16 protein-coding genes are annotated in these 17,141 nt (G+C 70.1%); 2 read left to right on the plus strand and 14 right to left on the minus strand.

The genetic code is table 11. The features are described from left to right. Positions 1 to 18 precede the first annotated feature (18 nt). On the minus strand, positions 19 to 1,314 hold the full coding sequence (locus ACE3SG_RS07850; RefSeq protein WP_374563852.1) for a hypothetical protein: 1,296 nt from the start codon (positions 1,312 to 1,314) through the stop codon (positions 19 to 21). A 278-nt stretch (positions 1,315 to 1,592) separates the two neighbouring features. Here ACE3SG_RS07850 and ACE3SG_RS07855 point away from each other — a divergent pair, with 278 nt between their 5' ends. After that, entirely contained in the window at positions 1,593 to 2,012 is a 420-nt protein-coding gene (locus ACE3SG_RS07855; protein ID WP_374563854.1) for a putative zinc-binding protein, read from the plus strand. Here the strand turns inward: ACE3SG_RS07855 and ipdC are convergent. The 7 genes from ipdC to ACE3SG_RS07890 all read right to left on the minus strand — a co-directional run bounded on the left by ipdC (position 1,942) and on the right by ACE3SG_RS07890 (position 9,187). After that, on the minus strand, positions 1,942 to 3,615 hold the full coding sequence (gene ipdC / locus ACE3SG_RS07860; protein ID WP_374563856.1) for an indolepyruvate/phenylpyruvate decarboxylase: 1,674 nt from the start codon (positions 3,613 to 3,615) through the stop codon (positions 1,942 to 1,944). The two genes, ACE3SG_RS07855 and ipdC, sit on opposite strands and share 71 nt — an antisense overlap. A 240-nt stretch (positions 3,616 to 3,855) precedes the next feature. Beyond that, entirely contained in the window at positions 3,856 to 4,419 is a 564-nt protein-coding gene (locus ACE3SG_RS07865; RefSeq protein WP_374563858.1) for a GNAT family N-acetyltransferase, read from the minus strand. 131 nt (positions 4,420 to 4,550) lie between these two features. Continuing rightward, the gene (locus tag ACE3SG_RS07870) at positions 4,551 to 5,789 is read right to left on the minus strand and encodes an ROK family protein (protein WP_374563859.1); all 1,239 of its coding nucleotides are present in this window, start codon (positions 5,787 to 5,789) and stop codon (positions 4,551 to 4,553) included. Positions 5,790 to 5,814: 25 nt separating this feature from the next. Next, entirely contained in the window at positions 5,815 to 6,270 is a 456-nt protein-coding gene (locus ACE3SG_RS07875) for an RbsD/FucU family protein (RefSeq protein ID WP_374563861.1), read from the minus strand. A 28-nt stretch (positions 6,271 to 6,298) separates the two neighbouring features. Next, positions 6,299 to 7,087, minus strand: a complete 789-nt coding sequence (locus ACE3SG_RS07880) for an ATP-binding cassette domain-containing protein (protein WP_374563863.1) — start codon at positions 7,085 to 7,087, stop codon at positions 6,299 to 6,301. Between the two features lie 13 nt (positions 7,088 to 7,100). Further along, positions 7,101 to 8,060, minus strand: a complete 960-nt coding sequence (locus ACE3SG_RS07885; RefSeq protein ID WP_374563865.1) for an ABC transporter permease — start codon at positions 8,058 to 8,060, stop codon at positions 7,101 to 7,103. Positions 8,061 to 8,155: 95 nt separating this feature from the next. Then, positions 8,156 to 9,187, minus strand: coding sequence for a sugar ABC transporter substrate-binding protein (locus ACE3SG_RS07890; RefSeq protein WP_374563867.1), 1,032 nt, complete (start codon positions 9,185 to 9,187; stop codon positions 8,156 to 8,158). Positions 9,188 to 9,413: 226 nt separating this feature from the next. Between ACE3SG_RS07890 and ACE3SG_RS07895 the strand changes: the two genes are divergently transcribed. Further along, positions 9,414 to 10,340: a carbohydrate kinase gene (locus tag ACE3SG_RS07895; RefSeq protein WP_374563869.1), complete on the plus strand. Its 927-nt coding sequence runs from the start codon at positions 9,414 to 9,416 to the stop codon at positions 10,338 to 10,340. 13 nt (positions 10,341 to 10,353) lie between these two features. Here the strand turns inward: ACE3SG_RS07895 and ACE3SG_RS07900 are convergent, their stop codons facing one another. From ACE3SG_RS07900 to ACE3SG_RS07925, 6 genes are all read right to left on the minus strand, one after another. Continuing rightward, entirely contained in the window at positions 10,354 to 10,971 is a 618-nt protein-coding gene (locus ACE3SG_RS07900) for a hypothetical protein (RefSeq protein WP_374563870.1), read from the minus strand. Between the two features lie 93 nt (positions 10,972 to 11,064). Beyond that, positions 11,065 to 11,658 (minus strand): DUF1080 domain-containing protein, encoded by a 594-nt coding sequence (locus tag ACE3SG_RS07905; protein WP_374563872.1) that lies wholly within the window; start codon positions 11,656 to 11,658, stop codon positions 11,065 to 11,067. Between the two features lie 71 nt (positions 11,659 to 11,729). Further along, on the minus strand, positions 11,730 to 12,344 hold the full coding sequence (locus tag ACE3SG_RS07910; protein WP_374563874.1) for a gluconate 2-dehydrogenase subunit 3 family protein: 615 nt from the start codon (positions 12,342 to 12,344) through the stop codon (positions 11,730 to 11,732). Between the two features lie 2 nt (positions 12,345 to 12,346). Further along, positions 12,347 to 14,164, minus strand: coding sequence for a GMC oxidoreductase (locus tag ACE3SG_RS07915; protein ID WP_374563876.1), 1,818 nt, complete (start codon positions 14,162 to 14,164; stop codon positions 12,347 to 12,349). Between the two features lie 136 nt (positions 14,165 to 14,300). Beyond that, positions 14,301 to 16,133 (minus strand): DUF885 family protein, encoded by a 1,833-nt coding sequence (locus tag ACE3SG_RS07920; protein ID WP_374563878.1) that lies wholly within the window; start codon positions 16,131 to 16,133, stop codon positions 14,301 to 14,303. Positions 16,134 to 16,245: 112 nt separating this feature from the next. Continuing rightward, entirely contained in the window at positions 16,246 to 17,121 is an 876-nt protein-coding gene (locus ACE3SG_RS07925; protein ID WP_374563880.1) for a putative selenate ABC transporter substrate-binding protein, read from the minus strand. Positions 17,122 to 17,141 lie beyond the last annotated feature (20 nt).

Below are 17,141 nucleotides of genomic sequence, written 5' to 3' on the forward strand. Positions count from 1 at the left end.
GTGGTGGCTCCCCTTTGCTCAGTTGCGGATCGACCAGTAGTTGCCGAGGTCGCCCACGCTGTTGGACGTGCAGGCCTGGGCGCTGGCGTAGTGGTCGATGTGGCCTTCGGTGCCGTTGAAGTCACCACTGCAGGCCGGGCAGGTGTCGTGGCGGACACGGCCGCCGAAATGCGTGTTGTCGCTGGCCACCAGCTCGATCGGCCCGTTGCAGGGCACGCCGTAGTGGCGGGCCGTGGCGAGCGACGAGTCGGCGGTCAGCGGCACGTTGCACGCACCGCGCACGTCGGCCACCTGCAGGTACGAGTTGTCCTCGGTGGCGCCGGGGGGGAAGTGGCCGTCGCACGAGGTGGCCAGCGTGGTCGCCGCGCCCGCCTTCAGCGTGCCGTTGGTCAGCGAGACGCCGGTGCCGTTGAGGTTGACCTGGCGCGCAAAGCGGCTGCGCAGCGTGGTGGCGGTGAAGTTGCAGCCGGTCAGCGAGTCGACGACGAAGACGTTCGAGGTCGTCGCGCCGCAGGCCGATTCGTACGGTGTGTTGTATTGCGAGTAGCGGACGACGCCGAGCACGTTCCAGTTGGTCGCCGGCTTGTGCTTGGTCGTCAGTGCCTTCGGGCTCAGGTTCCAGGTGACGGTCAGCTTGTTGTACACCGACTTGCGCAGGGCCGGCCGGTCGATGCGCACGGTTGCGCTGCCGGGGCCGAAGCTGGTGCTGGTGGTCTGCGGCGCGGCGGACACCGGCGTGCCGCTGAACGTGGCGGTCACGGTGCCGGTCGAGCCGGTCGGGCCGAACAGGTTCAGCACCACGTCGCCGGTGTTGACCAGGTCGACCGACTGCACCTCGACGTGCGCCCTGGTGATATCGAAGTGTTCAGGCTGGGTGAAACTGGGCGAGGTCCAGGTCGCATCGAAGGCGTCGGTGAGGTTCTTCTCGTCGGCGTCGGTCCAGGTGTAGACCATGAAATTGAACGGGAACTGCACGCCCGGGCAGTCGCCGTTGCTCAGCGTGCGCATCACGATCTCGGTCGAGGTCGTGCCCCGGGTGGGCGGTGTGTTGACCGCCCAGCTGCCCGACACGCCGGTGCAGTCGACCCGGTTGTACTCGACCCAGCCGAGCAAGCGGGTGGCCGTGTTCGGCATCACCGTGGCGGTGCGGTTGGCCAGCGGGCCGTTGGCACCCGGGCCGGGCGCGACGCTGCTCGAGACGGCCGCCAGGCAGCGGCTGCCATCGGCGTTGCATTGCGCGAAAACGCTGGGGGACCAGGCCAGTCCGCTGCCGACAAGCAGGCACGACAAGACCCGGGCGTGTGAAATCGCCATGGTTGCTCCTCCCTGGGCGCCGCCGCCAGGTGCGACAGCGAGCCTCGGTTGTAGCGGGATGTGCACTTGGCGCCCAGCCTTGTTTACCTGCCGTCACGCTTGTTGCGAAAACAAGGGGCATAACCGGTTACGTGGTGGTGGCCGCGGTGCGCACCGAACCGGCATCCAGGGCCGGCTTTGACGCAGCGCAAGCTCGATGAACTTGGACCTCGCCGCGGGGCGTGGCTTGGCCGCCGGGGCCGATACTGAAACCTGTTGCCCTCATGGAGAAGACAGCCATGAACCCGCAGGACAAGGCCGTCCGCCCCTTGGTCTACTCATGCTCGGGTTGTTCGAGCGCCGCGCAGTTGACGAACCACCTGGCGCTTCGCCTGGACCGCGCCGGCGTGGCGGAGATGTCCTGCATCGCCGGGGTCGGCGGCGGGGTGCCCAGCCTGGTTCGGCGGGCGCAGGCGGCCGCGGCCTCGGGCCGGCCGGTGGTGGCGATCGACGGTTGCGCGCTGGCCTGCGCCAAGGCCTCGCTGCTGAGCCGTGATGTCGCCCCGACGCTGCACGTCCAGCTCGCCGAATCCGGCGTGCGCAAGAAGTACCACGCCGACTTCGACCTGGCCCAGGCCGACGAGATCTTCAGCCGTCTTGAAGTGCAACTGCGGGCGCTGACGGCGCGGCAGGCTGAGGCGTCGCCGACAGGCGCTTGACCGCCTGCACGAAGCGGCCCAGCGTTGCCGAGCGGGCACCGGGCGCCAGCCGGATGTCGATGAGCTGGAAGCGCCCCCGCGTTTCACTCGCCCGGGCGAGCGCATCGGCCAGCTCGCCGCAGGTCGTGACGAGGTGGCCGTCGCCACCGAGCCCTGGCGCCATCTGCGCGAAGTCCCAGCAGCCCAGGTCGTTGAAGCCGGCCTTGGGCTCGAACGCGCGCAGCATCTCCCAGCCGGCGTTGTTCAACACCAGCACGATCGGGTCCCAGCCGTTGCGGGCCGCGTTGCCCAGCTCCCAGCCGGTCATCTGGAAGGCCCCGTCGCCGACCAGGATGATCGGCCGCTCGCCGGTGGCGGCCTGGATGCCGAGCCCCGCCGGCACGCCGTAGCCCATGGTCGCGTAGTAGCCGGGCGCGACGAGCGCGGTCGGGCCGATGTCCATCGCGGTGAACAGGCAGTCGCCCACGTCGCAGGCCAGCGGCATGTCGCCTCGCTGTGTCAGCAGCGCATTGACCGCATCGGCCACGTCCGATGGCTGGACCCGGGCCGACCGGTCGGCCCGCGCCTGCACGGCCGGGGGCGGCGGGTTGGCGCGACGCGGCGCGGCGGGCGGGGCCGGCACGCGCGCCAGCAGCGCGTCCACCAGGGCCGACAGCGGCAGCTGCGGGTAGACATGGTGCCCCATCGTGACCTGGCCGCCTAACGCGAGAATGGCATGGCGAAAATCGATGCGGCGGGCCGACACCGCGAAGTTGGTGTCCGACACGATCACGCCCAGCAGCAGCAGGCCGTCGGATTCTTCGACCGCGGCCGACAACGCCGGGTCACCGGCCAGGCCGAGGTAGGTGCCTTCGGGCACGACATCGGCATGGGCCAGCAGGCCGCGGCCCATGAAGGTGGTGACCACCGGGATCGCCAGCCGGCGCGCCAGCTCGGCGACGCGGGCTTCGAGCCCGTAGCGCCGCACCTCGACGCCGACCATCAGCATCGGCCGTTCGGCCGCCCTCAGGCGCTGCAGCAGCTCGTCGGCGCAGGCGGCCAGGGCCAGCGCATCGGGCGTCTGGCGGGCGATCGGCGGCACCGCGCCGCAAGGCCGCAGCGGCATGTCGCGCGGGATCTCCAGGTACACCGGCCGCGACTCGCGCAAGGCGCTGTCGAGCACGCGTGCGATCAGCGCCGGTGCCTGGCGCGCATCGTCCAGCCGTGCCTGGTCGACGGTCAGCTCCGCGAACACGCGCCACTGCGAGTCGAGCGTCTTCACCTGGTGGTGCAGCATCAGGCCGCTGCTGGCCTCGTGGGCCGCCGGCGCACCCGACAGCACCACCAACGGCACCCGCTCGGCATAGGCCCCCGCCACCGCGTTGACCAGGTTGAAGGCACCTGCCCCATAGGTGACCGCGGCCACGCCCAGGCCACCGCGCGCGCGTGACGCGGCATCGGCGGCGAAGCCCACCGCGGGTTCGTGCGACAAGGTGTGCAGCGGCAGGCGGCCGCAGCGTTCGATCTCGAGAAACAGCGGCAGCGCGAAATCGCCCGGGATGCCGAAGACTTCGGTGGCACCGCGGCGCATCAGCGCGTCGAGCAGTCGTTCGGTGAGGTTCATGACCACAGTGGTCCGATCGCATCGAGCGTGTGCTTCGGGGTCAGGCCCATGTCCAAGTCTCCTTCCGATGGCCTGTGGGTGAGGCCTTCCTGAGCAGGCCGGCGTGGTGGCCGGCGGCGCGCCGGCCCAGAGGGCGGCGCGGGCATCAGGCACTGTAGGCAGCGGTCGGGCGGGTGTCCCTGACCCGCGTCAACATCGGGGCAGGCTGCGCCGGCGGGCGGTGCGCGCGTTGACGGGGCGTCAGGCCGGGCGCGATGCTCTCCAGGCGGGCGCCGACAGCTTGTACAGACAATGCGGCCGCACCCGGTGGCCCTCGGGCACGCCGGGGTGCTCGAAGACCTCGCCGGTGTCGACCAGGCCGATGCGGCGCATCACCGCCTGCGAGCGGGTGTTGTTCAGTGCCGTCATCGAGACGATCTCGTCGAGCCCGAGGCGCTCGAAGCCGACCGCCAGTGCGGCAAGCGCCGCCTCGGTGGCGAAGCCGTGGCCCCAGTGCGCATGGGCCAGGCGCCAGCCGACCTCGACGCAGGGCGAGAAGTGGAACTGGCGCTGCGGGATCGACAGGCCGGTGAAGCCGATGAACTCGCCGCTGTCGCGCCGCTCGACCGCCCAGTTGCCCCAGCCGCGGGTGGCGAAGGCGTTGATGCAGGCGTCGACCGTCGCGTCGCTGCGCTCGCGCGGGATCAGGCCGGGAAAGTGCTCCGTCACCCGCGGGTCGGCGTTCAGGGCGGCGAAGGGCTCGCGATCGCTGTCGCGCCACTGCCGCAGCCTTAGACGCGGAGTTTCCAATTCAATGGGTGCCATGGTGGTAGGTCTTGCCAGGTTTCTGGGCGCGCGAGGCGCCGCCCATGCCAAGCGGCGTGCGCGGATCCGGCTTTGCCGGTCCGCTGCGCGAGCCCCCCCGGGGGCAGGCCCCGGAAGGGGCCGTGGGGGCTTCATGTCTCGACCACTTTCAGGAACAGGTCGCGATCGGGGGCGAAATTGGCATACAGGGGCAGCAGCCCGCCGCCGATCGCGCGTGCGTCCGAGCCGATCGTGCCGGCCATCAGCTCGGGCCGCACCACGCCTTCCCAGCTGTAGCGCGACAACGCGCCGTCGACCTCGCGCAGCAGCGCGGCGAGCAGTGGGCGGGCCAGGTTGCCGTCGATGATCACGCCGTCCAGGTCGAGCAGGCAGGCTGCGCTGTTGGCCGCCAGCGCGACCGCGGTGCCGGCTTCGTGCAGCCAGGCACTGGTGTGCGGCAGCCACGGGTTGTCGAGTGCACGCTCGTCGCCGCTGGCGGCGACCTCCAGCCCGGCCTGGGCGTAGCGCCGCTCCAGCGTCAGCAGCGAGGCCACGCTCAGCAGCTGCGGTGGCGGCGCGCTGCTGCCGGCCGCGGCCAGGCCCAGCGGCAGCGAGCCGATCGCGCCGGCGTTGCCGTGCAGGCCGGCGCGCAGGTGGCTGTCGATCACCAGGCCGCCGCCGATGAAGGTGTCGACGAAGACATAGAGAAAACTCTTGACGCTGCGCCCGCGCCCGGCCACCAGCTCGGCCACGCACGCGGCCGCGGTGTCTTTCAGTAGCGTGACCTCGAGCCCGGTCTGGCGCTCGACCTCGCCGCGCAGGTCGGTGCGGTCCCACTCGTCGACCAGTGCCTGCGGAAAGCCCAGCAGCGATTGCCAGCCGCCCATCGACAAGGGCGCGGCGATGCCGATGCCCTGCACGCGTTCGCGGCCGGCGTCGCCCAGCCGCCGGGTCAGCCCCTGCACCCGCAGCACGATCTCGGCCAGCACCAGCGCCGGGTCGGGGAAGTCGTAGTCGCGGGTCGAGCGTTCGCGCACCCGGCCTTCGAAATCGACCAGCAGCACGTCGAGGTTGCGCCGGCCGACCTTGACGCCGATCGAGTAGGCGCCGTCCGGGTTCAGCGCCAACGGCACCGAGGGCTGGCCGACCTTGCCGCGCTGCGGCGCGCCCTTGAGCAGCAGGCCGTCGTCGAGCAGGCTCTTGGTGATCAGCGAGACAGTCTGCGCGGTCAGGTGCGTCAGCCGCGCCAGCTCGGCGCTGGGCAAGGCGCCGTGCAGGCGGATGGCCTGCAGGATCACCCGCTCGTTGTACTGGCGCAGCCCGCCCTGGCTGGAGCCGCGGGGGCGCAGCCGGGAGTCTTCGGGGTGAGAAGGAGGAGGGTCGATGGACATGGGTAGCACCCCGGGACACGTCGTCCTACGGGACCAGGGCTTCGCAGATCACGCCCTTCTTGAACAGGAAGTTGCCGTAAGGCTGCAGCTCGCCGGTCAGCACGATGGCCTGCGCGGCGCGCACGCGATCGTAAAACGCAAAACGCTCGGTGGCTTCGCACTGCTCGGGTTTCGCGTGGCCCGCCTCGGCCAGCCAGGCCAGCATGCGCCGCTGCAGCGCGCTGAGCGTGCCCTCGGGGTACTCGCTGACCTGCATGAACGCGACCGGCCGCGCCACCGCCGTGTCCAGCGGCAGCAGCGACAGCACCGCCCGGCTGGTGCGCTCGACGCCAGCGCCCGGCAGGTGCAGCACCGGCTTGCCCTGCGCCAGCGACAGCGCCGAGAAGTTCGCGTCGGCGATCACGATCTCTTCGCCATGGCCCATCTCGGCCAGCACCTTCAGCAGCGCGGGGGTCAGCAGGGGGTCGATGCCCTTCAACATGCTCGTTCCTTCATCGGGAGTCGCCGGCTCATGCCAGGCATTCGGCCGGGATCTGCTCGGGCGGCATCGCGCCGGTCATCACCGCCACGGTATCGCTCATGCTGATCTTCTTCGGGTTCAGGATCGCCGCGCGCTTGCCGAGCCGGGCGACGTGGATGCGGTCGGCGATCTCGAACACATGTGGCATGTTGTGCGAGATCAGGATCACCGGCAGGCCCTTGTCGCGCACGCGGCGGATCAGCTCGAGCACCATGTTGCCCTCCTTGACGCCCAACGCGGCGGTGGGTTCGTCCAGGATCACCACGTGCTCGGCAAAGGCCGCGGCGCGCGCCACCGCCACGCACTGGCGCTGGCCGCCCGACAGCGTCTCGACCGCCTGCGTCATCGAGCGGATGCCGACCTTCAGATCGGCCATGCGCGCGATCGCGGTGTCGAGCATCTTCTTCTTGTCGAGCATGCGCAGCACGTTGCCGAGGAACCCGTCGCGCCGCATCTCGCGGCCGAGGAACAGGTTCTCGGTGATCGTCATCGCCGGGGCCACCGCCAGGTCTTGGTAGCAGCATTCGATGCCGGCGCGGCGGGCGTCCATCGGGTTCTTGAAATGGATCGGCTTGCCGTCGAGCCGGATCTCGCCTTCGTCGGGGATCGTCGCGCCCGACAGCGCCTTGATCAGGCTGGACTTGCCGGCGCCGTTGTCGCCGATCACCGCCAGGATCTCGCCGGCACGCAGCTCGAAATCGGCGCCGTCGAGCGCGGTGACCTGACCGTAGCGCTTGACCAGGCCCTTGGCCTGCATCACGAGGGGTTGGGTGGCCATCATGGTCTCCTGATCAGCGGGCAGCTTTGCGCGAGAGTTGGTCGACCGTGACCGCCAGGATCACCAGGATGCCGGTGACCAGCACCTGGTAGACCGACGACACGCCCATCAGTGTCAAGCCGTTGCGCAGCACGCCGACGACGACCGCGCCGGCGAGTGAGCCCAGGATCACGCCGCGGCCACCGAAGAGACTCGTGCCGCCCAGCACCACCGCCGTGATCGCATCGAGGTTCTCGGTCTGGCCGGCGTTCGGGTCGCCGACGCCCGTGCGGGCCACCGCCAGCAGCGAGGCCAGGCCGTAGAACACGCCGGCCAGCACGTACACACCGAGCAGCACCCGCTCGGTCGGGATGCCGACCAGCCGCGTCGCCTCGGGGTTGTTGCCGACCGCGTAGACATGGCGGCCGGCGCCGGTCTCGCGCAGCCAGAACCACACGCCCCCGTACAGCGCGATCATCAGCACGACGCCGTACGACACCTGCGCGCTGCCGAGGCCGAAGGTGTTGCCGAGCCAGGTCATCGAATCGGGCAGGTCGGTCACCGTCTGCGCGCCCGAGTACAGCTGGGTGATCGCGAAGGCGATGTTGAAAGTGCCCAGTGTGACGATGAACGGCGGCAGCTTGATGCGCGTGACCAGCAGCCCGTTGAGCAAGCCGAACAGCGCGGTGACGCCGATGCCGGCCAGCACCGCAATCGGCGTCGGCAGCCCCATGTCGGCGACCAGCTTGGTCATCACGATGCTGCCCAGCGCCATCACCATGCCGCACGACAGGTCGATGCCGGCGGTCAGGATGATCAGCGTCTGGCCGATCGCGATCACGCCGACCACCATCACCTGCTGCAGGATCAGCGACAGGTTGCCGCCGCTGAAGAAGTGGTCGGTCGTGACCGAGAAGAAGACGCAGGCGATCAACAGCGCGATGAACGGGCCGAGCTGGCCGATCGGGGGAAGCTTGCTGGGGGTGCTGCTCACGTGAATGTCCTCGCGACAGGTTTGGAGGCCGCCCAGGCGATCAGCAAGGCGGCGTGGTCGGGACAGGCGGCGTCAGGCCGCCTGGTGCCCGAGCACTACTTCTTGCCCCAGCAGAGCTCGGTGCCGGTCTTCACGTCCTTGCTTTCGACACCGGCCACCGGGTTGGCGGCGATCAGCGTGACGCCGGTGTCGGTGTAGCCGCTGACCTTCTTGCCGGTCTTGGCATAGTCGACGCCGGCCTCGACGCCCATCGCGGCCATCTTCAGCGGGTACTGCTGCGAGGTCGCGGCGATCACGCCCTTGCCCACGTTGGCAATGCCTTCGCAGCCGCCGTCGACCGAGACGATGACCACGCCCTTTTCCTTGCCGGCCTTCTTCAGCGCGTTGTAGGCGCCGGCCGCGGCGGGCTCGTTGATCGTGTAGACGACGTTGACCTCGGGCGCCTTCTGCAGGCAGTTCTCCATCGCCGTCTGGCCCTTGGCACGGTCGCCGAAGCTGTCGGCCATGCAGACGATCGCGGCGTCTTTGCCGAGCTCGTTGGTCTTGGCGTCCGGCGCGGCCAGGCCGAAGCCCTTCAAGAAGCCGTTGTGGCGCTGCGCACCGACCGGGTGGCCGGGGAACAGGTCGAGCGTCACGATCTTGGCCGGCTTGCCGCCCAGCGCAGCCTTGGCGTACTGGCCGATCAGCACGCCGGCCTTGTAGTTGTCGGTCGCGAACAGGGCATCGGTGCCGTCAGCCGGGTCGGTCGGGCTGTCCAGCGCGATCACCATCACGCCCTTGTCGCGCGCCTTCTTGATCGCCGGCAGGATGGCCTTCGAGTCGCTGGGCGTGATCAGGATCGTCTTCGCGCCACCGGCGATCATGTTTTCCATCGCCGTCACCTGGCCGGCGTTGTCGCCGTCGGTCTTGCCGGCGCCGGTCAGCAGCTTCGCGCCCTTGGCCTTGGCGGCCTCGGCGGCGCCCTCCTTCATCTTGACGAAGAAGGGGTTGGTCTCGGTCTTCGTGATCAAGCCGATCACCGGCTCGTCGGCCGCGCGGGCGGCCTGCCAGGCCAGGGCAGACGCACACAGGGCGGCTGCCAGGGCGACCAGGCGCGTGGCGGACGGGGCGGCGGGGTAGCGGGTCATGCGGTGTCTCCTGCGGGTGTGGGTGGCGGTGCGGCAGCTGAAGCGTTTCAGCGTGGGTCGCATCGTATTAAATAAATCAAGTGGATTGATTAATGGAAAACCCCAGGCCCGGCGGCGGCGCCGGCACGGCATGCTGGCGCCCGACAAGCGGCGTCGGCGGTGGCCTTCGGAGGGCCGGGCGGATGCCGCCAACCCCCTGTCTCGAACCACATAAGGAAGCACTCACATGTTCGTTGTCTGCGGCGAAGCCTTGTTCGATGTGTTCGCCGCTGGCGACACACCCGCCGGCATGGCGCTCGATGGCCGCATCGGCGGCTCACCGTTCAACGTGGCGCTGGGGCTGGCCCGGCTGGATCAACCCGTGGCCTTCTTCGGCGGGATCTCGCAAGGGTTTCTCGGCGCCCGGCTGATGCAGGCGCTGCAAGACGAAGGCATCGCGACCCAGCTGGTGCAGCGGCTGGACGCACCGACGACGCTGAGCCTGGTCGGGCTGGACGCGCGGGGCGTGCCGTCGTACAGCTTCTACGGTGAGGGCTGTGCCGACCGCGTGCTGCCGCTGGCGGCGGCCGACGCGGTGCCCGACACCACCCGCGCGATCCACTTCGGCTCGTACGCGATGGTGGTCGAGCCGGTCGCGTCGGCCCAGCGCGCGCTGGCCGAGCGGCTGCACCGCCGCTGCGTCGTGGCCTACGACCCGAATGTGCGCACCAATGTCGAGCCCGAGCTCGGCCGCTGGCGCGAGACGATCGACTGGATGGCCGCCCGCACCCACCTGCTGAAGGTCAGCGACGAAGATCTCGCGCTGCTGTACCCCGGCGTGCCGCACGCCGAGCTGGCTGCGCGCTGGCGGGCCGCGGGGGTGGCGGCGGTGGTCGTCACGCTCGGCGGCGAAGGCGCGCGGGCCTACCTGAACGACGGCGAGCTGGCGATCGCGCCGGTGCCGACCACGGTGGTCGACACGGTCGGCGCGGGCGACACCTTCCAGGCTGCGATGTTGACCGCGCTGGCCGAGCGCGAGGCGCTGAGCCCCGAGGCCCTGCCGCAACTGCCGGGTGAGTTCTGGGCCGAGGTGCTGGGCTTTGCGGCGCGCGCCGCGGCCATCACCTGCGGCCGGCGCGGGGCCGACCTGCCGCGGCGGGCCGAGCTGGGCTGAGCTGGGCTGAGGGTCAGAACACCTTGGCGCCGCCGGCCGCGTCGACCAGGCGCTGCAGCAGCGCCTCGATCTGCACCCGCGCATCGCCCGACGGTGCCGAGCCGGCACGGGCCGTCCACAGCAGCAGGCCGGTGCCGGCATCGCTGACGCGCGCATCGGCGGCGTAAGCGGTGTTGGCACTGCTGCCGCCGATCGGCATCGACACGCCCAGCCCGACCGAGCTGCTGCGGCCGAAGCTGAAGCCGCCGAAGCCGATCGACAGGCCCGAGCCCGACGAGCCGGGGTCGTGGGCCTCGGGCCCGACGCTGGCCACCCACACCGCGCGCGCGCCGGCGGCGCGGGCCTCGGGCAGGTAGCGGCTGTCGTCGCGCGCCTGGGTGGCCGGCGGCGGGGCGGTGTCGGGCCGCAGCACCGGTGTCAGGCCACGGCTGCGCAATTCGGCCGCCAGTTTGTCCAGGCAGATGCGGCCCAGCACCTCTTCGGGCGCCTCGCAGGCGACCAGCACCTTGGCCCCGGCCAACGGTGTGTTGGCCAGCTGCGGCGATGACCATTGCGCGTCGACCGTGTGGGTGGCGCAGGCCACCAGCCCGAGGGTGGCGGCGACAGCGCCGATCGTCAAACAGCGGTTCATGGGCCCGACTCCGGCAAAGCGTGTTCCTGTGGGCCTTCCAGCATGCACCGAACCGGCGCCGGGTGGGTAACGTCACGTCACCCGCGCTGCCTTTCAGCGCAGCAGCCGCACCCGGATGTTGCGGAAGTGCACCTCGCTCTCGGGGTCGTGCCCTTGCAGCGCAAAGGTGCCGCTGGCCAGCAGCCGCTGCTCCAGGCCCTTGGGCCGGGCCGGGATCGCCTCTTCGGTGTAGTCGGCGACCAGCTGCTGGTCGATCCAGGTCTGCACATGCTTGCCGTCGACGCGCGTGGTCAGCGTGAACCACTGGCCGTCGGGCGCCACGACCTTCGGATAGTCCTGGATGCCCCACAGCCCGCCGGTGCGGCTGGGGTCGCGGTGCGAGTTGTTGACCTGCACCTCGTAGCCCTGGCTGGGCCAGCCGATCTCTTGCCACCGGGTGTGGAAGTACACGCCCGAGTTGGCCTTCGGGAAGGTCAGCACGTCGAGCTTCAGCTCGAAGTCCTTGAAGTCGTGGTTCGCCACCGGGCCGAGGTAGAACAGGTGCGAGCGGGGGCCCCGCACGACGATCGCTCCGTCCTTCACGCTGAACGAACCGGGCGCGTCGCTGGCGCGCCAATCGGCCAGCGACTGGCCGTCGAACAGCAGCTGCCAGCCGGCGGCCTTCTCGTCGGGGCTGAGGGTGTTCATGTCGGCTCCAAAGGCGGTCGAAAAAGACAGCGCGAGCGCAAGGCCCAGCGCGGCAACGGCAAGGCGAGGCATCAGCTGACTCCCACGATCTTCAGCACGGTGGCGGGCGGGCCGGCGAATTCGGCCGACGGGGTGTTGCCGGCGAAGCCCAGGTCTTTCGAGCCGGCCGGCGTGGTGTAGAAGCCGCCGGCGGTGAGGTCACGAAAACGGGCGAAGAACTTCGCCGCCTCGGCCCGCTCGGGTGCGGCCTGCTCGGCCCAGCAGATCGTGTCGCAGATCGTGCGTTGCTCGGCCTCGCTGGCCTGGTCGAAGCGGCGGCCGAAGCGGTGCAGGCACTCGGCGTCGAGCCAGGCCAGGCCCTGCAGGATCAGCGGCTTGTCCTTCGCTTGGTCGGGGTACGGCGCGCTGATCCATTCGTCGATGAACAGGTGCACCTCCAGCTCGGCGGCGCTGGGTGAGCGCTCGTCGGCCGGGATGATCAGCCCGCACAGCGCGGCGGCGCAACGGCGCTGCGCGGCGTTGAAGCTCAACGGCCAAAGCTCGCCGCTGCGGTAAGCCTTGACCAGCTTCGGGTCGGTGCCGTAGCCGCGCGCAGGCTTCTTCAGCGCCGGCGTCGCGCCGGCCGATGCGAGGCCCGGCAGCGCGGTGGCGGCGAGCATCCATTGCAGCGAATGGCGGCGGTCCATCGTCAGATCTCCTTGCGGCGAAGTTGCTCGACCAGGTGGTCGGCCGCGCGCCAGGCCAGCGCCATGATCGTCAGCGTCGGGTTCTTGTCGGCGTTCGACGCGAACGGCGCGCCGTCGGTGATGAACAGGTTCTTCACGTCCCAGGTCTGGCACCAGCGGTTGGTGACCGAGCGCTTCGGGTCGCTGCCCATGATCGCGCCGCCGACCTCGTGGATGATCGAGCCGCCGGCGGCGATCGCCTTGCGGCCGTCGAGCTCGGGCTGGCCATTGACGCGGCCGCCCATCGCCTCGATCACCTCGGCAAAGGTCTTCTGCATGTGCGCCGCTTGGGCGGCTTCGTGCTCGGACCATTGCCAGTGGAAACGCAGCACCGGGATGCCCCACTTGTCTTTCGTGCCCGGGTCGATCTCGCAGTACGACTGCTCGTTCGGGATCATCTCGCCGCGGCCGGCGAAGTAGACGAACGAGCCGTAGGTGCGCCGCACGTCTTGCTTGAAGCGCTGGCCGTAGCTGCCCTGGGTCAGCCATTCGAGCCCGGCGCCGGTGCCCAGGCTGGGCATGCGCCGGCCAGTGCTCAGCTCGATGTGGTAGCCGCGGGGAAAGCCCAGCCCGCTGCGCTGCCAGGCCTGGCCCTGGCGGCCGTACAGCCACCACGGTGCATACAGGTGCGAGCCGCCGGCGCCGTCTTCGTTGTGGGCGGGCAGGTCTTCGAGCAGCGGCACCTGGCCGTCGAGGTCGCTGCCGACCGTGTCCATCACATAACGGCCCAGCAGGCCGCTCGAATTGGCCAGCCCGTCCGGGAACGAGGCCGACTTCGAGTTCAGCAGGATGCGCACCGATTCACATGCACTCGCGGCCAGCACCACCGCGCGGGCGGTGACCGCCTCGTGCTTGCCGGTGGTCTTGTCGACGAAGCGCACGCCCGAGGCCTTGCCGGTGGTCTTGTCCAGCGTCACCTCGTAGGCCATCGCGTTGCAGACGATGTCCAGCTTGCCGCTGGCCAGCGCCGGCGGCAGGTGCACCGCCGGGCTCTGGTAGGTGGCCTTGATCGAGCAGCCGCGGCTGCACGGCGTGGCCCAGAAGCAGGCTGCGCGTTCGCGCATCGCCTGGGCGACCAAGCGCTGGGCGTTGGGGTTGCCCGGGTGCAGCTTGGCCGGCAGCGTCTGGTGGTCGAGCGCCTGGGTCAACACCGCGCGGTGGATCGGCACCACCGGGATGCCGAGCTTGGCCGCGCGCTGCTGGATCAGGCGTTCGCCGACGCGCGCGGCCGGCGCCGGCAGCAGGCAGCCTTCGGGCGAGTCGGGGGTGTTCTCCAGCCCTTCGTTCGAGCCGTAGACGCCGATCAGCATCTCGACCTTGTCGTAGTACGGGGCCAGCTCGTCGTAGCCGATCGGCCAGTCGAAACCGAGGCCGTCGCGCGAGTAGGGCTTGAAGTCGTAAGGGCCGTTGCGCAGCGCGATGCGGCCCCAGTGGTTGGTGCGGCCACCCAGCATGCGCGCGCGCCACCAGTCGAACTTCTGCGCCTCGTCGGCCGAGGCCTGGGTGTAGGGCTCGCCCGGCACGGCCCAGCCGCCGTCGATCGTCGCGTCGTAGAAGCCGAAGGGCTTGTCCGGCGTGCCGGCGCCGCGCAGCGGGGCGTCGGCGTAGCTCTGGAACATCGGCGTCTCGGTGGCCGGGTCGTAGTGGCGACCGGCCTCGAGCATCAGCACCTTCACGCCCTCCAGCGCCAGCGTGTAGGCGGCCTGGCCGCCGCCGGCGCCCGACCCGACGACGATCACGTCGTAGTCCCGCTGCAGCGTCCGCGGGGTCACGAAACCCATCACCCACTCCTTCCGGCATCGCCTGGCCGACTGTCGTGCGGCGCAGTGTGCCAGCGCGATGGCGGCGCTTTCGGGCCGGTTGCAGGGTGTTTCGTCGCGGCCGGTTTCAGGTCGAAGTTCAGCCGCTGCCGGGGTGCTACATCTGGCGCTTGATCCAGGCGTCGACCTGCTCGTCGAGGATCGCCAGCGGCAGCGCGCCGCCGCGCAGCACCACGTCGTGGAAGGCCTTCTCGGCCTCGGCGTTCCACTTCGCGCCGAGCGCCTTCTCGGCCCGGTCACGGGCCGCGCGGATGCTCAGCATGCCCACCTTGTAGGCCAGCGCCTGGCCCGGGTCGACGATGTAGCGTTCGATCTCGGCCACCACCTCGCCCTCGGCCATGCCGGTCTTGCCGAGCATGTAGTCGATCGCCTGCTGGCGGGTCCAGCGCTTGGCGTGGATGCCGGTGTCGACCACCAGCCGCACCGCGCGGAACATCTCGGCCTGCAGCCGGCCGAGGTCGCTGAAGGGGTCGTCCTTGTAGACGCCCAGCTCGGTGCCCAGCCATTCGGCATACAGCGCCCAGCCCTCCATGTAGGCGGTGAACGGCAGCACCTTGCGGAAGGTCGGCCCGCCCTGCTGCTCTTGCGACAGCGCGATCTGGAAGTGGTGGCCGGGCACGCCCTCGTGGATCGACAAGGTGCGCATGCCGAACTTGGGCAGCGCGCCCATGTCGCGCAGGTTGGCGTAGAAGACGCCGGGCCGGGTTCCGTCCATCGCCGGCGACTGGTAGTAGGCGCCGGGCGCCGTCTTCTGCTTGAACTCGGGCACCCGCTGCACCTCGATCGGCGCCTTCGGGCTCAGGCCGATCACCGCCCGCGAGCGTTCCAGCTGCTCGGCGATCATCCGGCTGTAGGTGGCCAGCGCCTGCTGGCGGCCGGCGTCGTCGTCCGGGTACAGGAACTGCGGGTCCTTGGCCAGCCGGCCCAGCGCCTGCGCCGGCGTCTCGCCGTCGCGCAGCTGCCCCTGGGCGCTGAGGATCGCCTTCATCTCGGCTTCGATGCGCGCCACCTCGGACAGGCCCAGGTCGTGCACCTGCTGCGGCGTCATGTTGCTGGTGGTCTCGTGGCGCACCCGGTAGGCGTAGTAGGCGTCGCCGTCGGGCAGCTTCCAGACACCGTCGTCGGTGGTGGCTCGCGTGAGCTGGCCCTCGAAAAAGGTGATCAGCGCTTGGTAGGCCGGCCGCACGACCCGGTCGACGACGTCGGGGCAGCGGGCTTTCAGCGCCGGCTTGTCGGCGGCGGTGACATCGGCCAGCGCGTCGACCTTGGTCGTGAAATTGACGCACAGCGGGTTCTCGGCCGCGGGCTTGCCGGCAAAGCCCCGCATCTCGGCCAGCACCCGCTCGATCACGAAGCGCGGCGGCACGATGCCCTTCTGCTCCCGCAGCACCAGGCCTTCTTGCACCTGGGCGAACTTGCGGCCGATCTCGCCCAGGCGTGCCAGGTAGTCGTCGGCGCCGCGCCGGTCGTCGATGCGGTGCTGGTTGATCAGGAAGTCCGGCGTCTGGCTCTGCACGCCGAACAGCTGGTTGACCGGGTAGTTGTGGAGCTGGAAACGCTCGCCTTCGAGCTGGCTCTCGATGAACCAGGTCAGCACCCGGGTCGACAGCCGCTGCTCCTCGGTCTGGCGGCCGAGGTCGTAGGCCTTCAGGTCGGCCAGGTTCTGGTGCCACTGCGCGAAATCACGCTCGGCCTTGGCCTGCGACTCGTCGTTCAGGTGGGCGTTGTGGCGGCGGTAGCCGAACTGCTCGGCGATGCCCATCATCGTCAGCAGCTCGGGGTTGTCGAGCATGAAGCTGACGAACACCTTCTCGTAGAAATGGTTCAGGCTGAAGGGCCGGAACCAGATCAGGTTGACGACGAAGACCGTGGCGGTCAACAGCCCGGCCGCCAACAGGCCACCGAGGGTGCGGAGGATGGTTTTGCGCATGGGGGCGCAGCTTAGGGCAACACCCGCCGCACCACCGGCGGTTTGCGATGAACCGTGGCCCCGGCGGCTCGAATCGCGCCTCAGCGCGCACGACGGCGGGCTCGCCGCCCGCTCACTTCAACAAGCCGGCGTTCTCGGCCGCGGCGCGGATGCTGTTGTAGTTCTCGGGCGAGGTCGGCACGAAGCGCGTCGCGCGCTGCAGCGCCAGGATCTCCTGCTGCGCCGGGTTGGCCGGGTCGAGCGCCAGGAAGGCCTTGCGGATCTTCTCGCGCAGCTCGGCCGGCATCGCGGCGCTCACGCTCCAGTTGTAGTCGTAGTACGGCGGCGTGGTGAAGAAGACCTTGACCTGGCTGGTGTCGACCTTCTTGTCGGCGACGAACTTCTCCCACACCGAGATGTTCAAGGCGCCCGCGTCGACCTTGCCCGAGGCGACCGCGGCGATCGTCGCGTCGTGCGCGCCCGAGAACGCGATGCGCTTGAAGTCGGCCTCGGGGTTCAGCCCCGCGGCCAGCAGCACGTGGCGCGGCATCAGGTGGCCCGAGGTGCTGGAGGCCGAGCCGAAGCTGACGGTGCGGCCCTTCAGGTCGGCCAGCTGCTTGATGCCGCTGCCGGCGTCGGTGATGAAGACCGAGCGGAACTTGGTGTCTTCCTCGCGCTGCACCAGCGGCAGCACCTGGCCGCCCGAGCGCACGTTGGCCTGCACGAAGGTGAAGCCACCGAACCAGGCCAGGTCGACCTTGCGGTTGACCAGCGCCTCGACCGCGGCGGCGTAGTCGGTGACCGGCGTCCACTCGACCTTCATGCCCAGCTGGGTTTCGAGGTAGCGGCCGAGCGGCGCGAACTTGCGCGCCAGCTCGGTCGGCGCCTCGTCGGGGATCGCGGTGACGCGCAGCACGGCCTGCGCCCACGTGGCCGGTGCGGCCAGGGCGGTGAGCAGCGCGGCGGCGGACAGCAGCCATGGGCGGCGGGTGAGGCGCAGGGGTGTCATGGGCAGAGGCTTTCGGTCAC

It is taken from the genome of Ideonella sp., from assembly GCF_041914305.1.
In the GTDB taxonomy this organism is placed as follows: domain Bacteria; phylum Pseudomonadota; class Gammaproteobacteria; order Burkholderiales; family Burkholderiaceae_C; genus Ideonella.

Coding starts and splice junctions, on each gene's coding strand:
- ACE3SG_RS07850 (WP_374563852.1), bottom strand. CDS start 1,314: ATGGCGATTTCACACGCCCGGGTCTTGTCGTGCCTGCTTGTCGGCAGC.
- ACE3SG_RS07855 (WP_374563854.1), top strand. CDS start 1,593: ATGAACCCGCAGGACAAGGCCGTCCGCCCCTTGGTCTACTCATGCTCG.
- ipdC (WP_374563856.1), bottom strand. CDS start 3,615: ATGAACCTCACCGAACGACTGCTCGACGCGCTGATGCGCCGCGGTGCC.
- ACE3SG_RS07865 (WP_374563858.1), bottom strand. CDS start 4,419: ATGGCACCCATTGAATTGGAAACTCCGCGTCTAAGGCTGCGGCAGTGG.
- ACE3SG_RS07870 (WP_374563859.1), bottom strand. CDS start 5,789: ATGTCCATCGACCCTCCTCCTTCTCACCCCGAAGACTCCCGGCTGCGC.
- ACE3SG_RS07875 (WP_374563861.1), bottom strand. CDS start 6,270: ATGTTGAAGGGCATCGACCCCCTGCTGACCCCCGCGCTGCTGAAGGTG.
- ACE3SG_RS07880 (WP_374563863.1), bottom strand. CDS start 7,087: ATGGCCACCCAACCCCTCGTGATGCAGGCCAAGGGCCTGGTCAAGCGC.
- ACE3SG_RS07890 (WP_374563867.1), bottom strand. CDS start 9,187: ATGACCCGCTACCCCGCCGCCCCGTCCGCCACGCGCCTGGTCGCCCTG.
- ACE3SG_RS07895 (WP_374563869.1), top strand. CDS start 9,414: ATGTTCGTTGTCTGCGGCGAAGCCTTGTTCGATGTGTTCGCCGCTGGC.
- ACE3SG_RS07900 (WP_374563870.1), bottom strand. CDS start 10,971: ATGAACCGCTGTTTGACGATCGGCGCTGTCGCCGCCACCCTCGGGCTG.
- ACE3SG_RS07905 (WP_374563872.1), bottom strand. CDS start 11,658: ATGAACACCCTCAGCCCCGACGAGAAGGCCGCCGGCTGGCAGCTGCTG.
- ACE3SG_RS07910 (WP_374563874.1), bottom strand. CDS start 12,344: ATGGACCGCCGCCATTCGCTGCAATGGATGCTCGCCGCCACCGCGCTG.
- ACE3SG_RS07915 (WP_374563876.1), bottom strand. CDS start 14,164: ATGGGTTTCGTGACCCCGCGGACGCTGCAGCGGGACTACGACGTGATC.
- ACE3SG_RS07920 (WP_374563878.1), bottom strand. CDS start 16,133: ATGCGCAAAACCATCCTCCGCACCCTCGGTGGCCTGTTGGCGGCCGGG.
- ACE3SG_RS07925 (WP_374563880.1), bottom strand. CDS start 17,121: ATGACACCCCTGCGCCTCACCCGCCGCCCATGGCTGCTGTCCGCCGCC.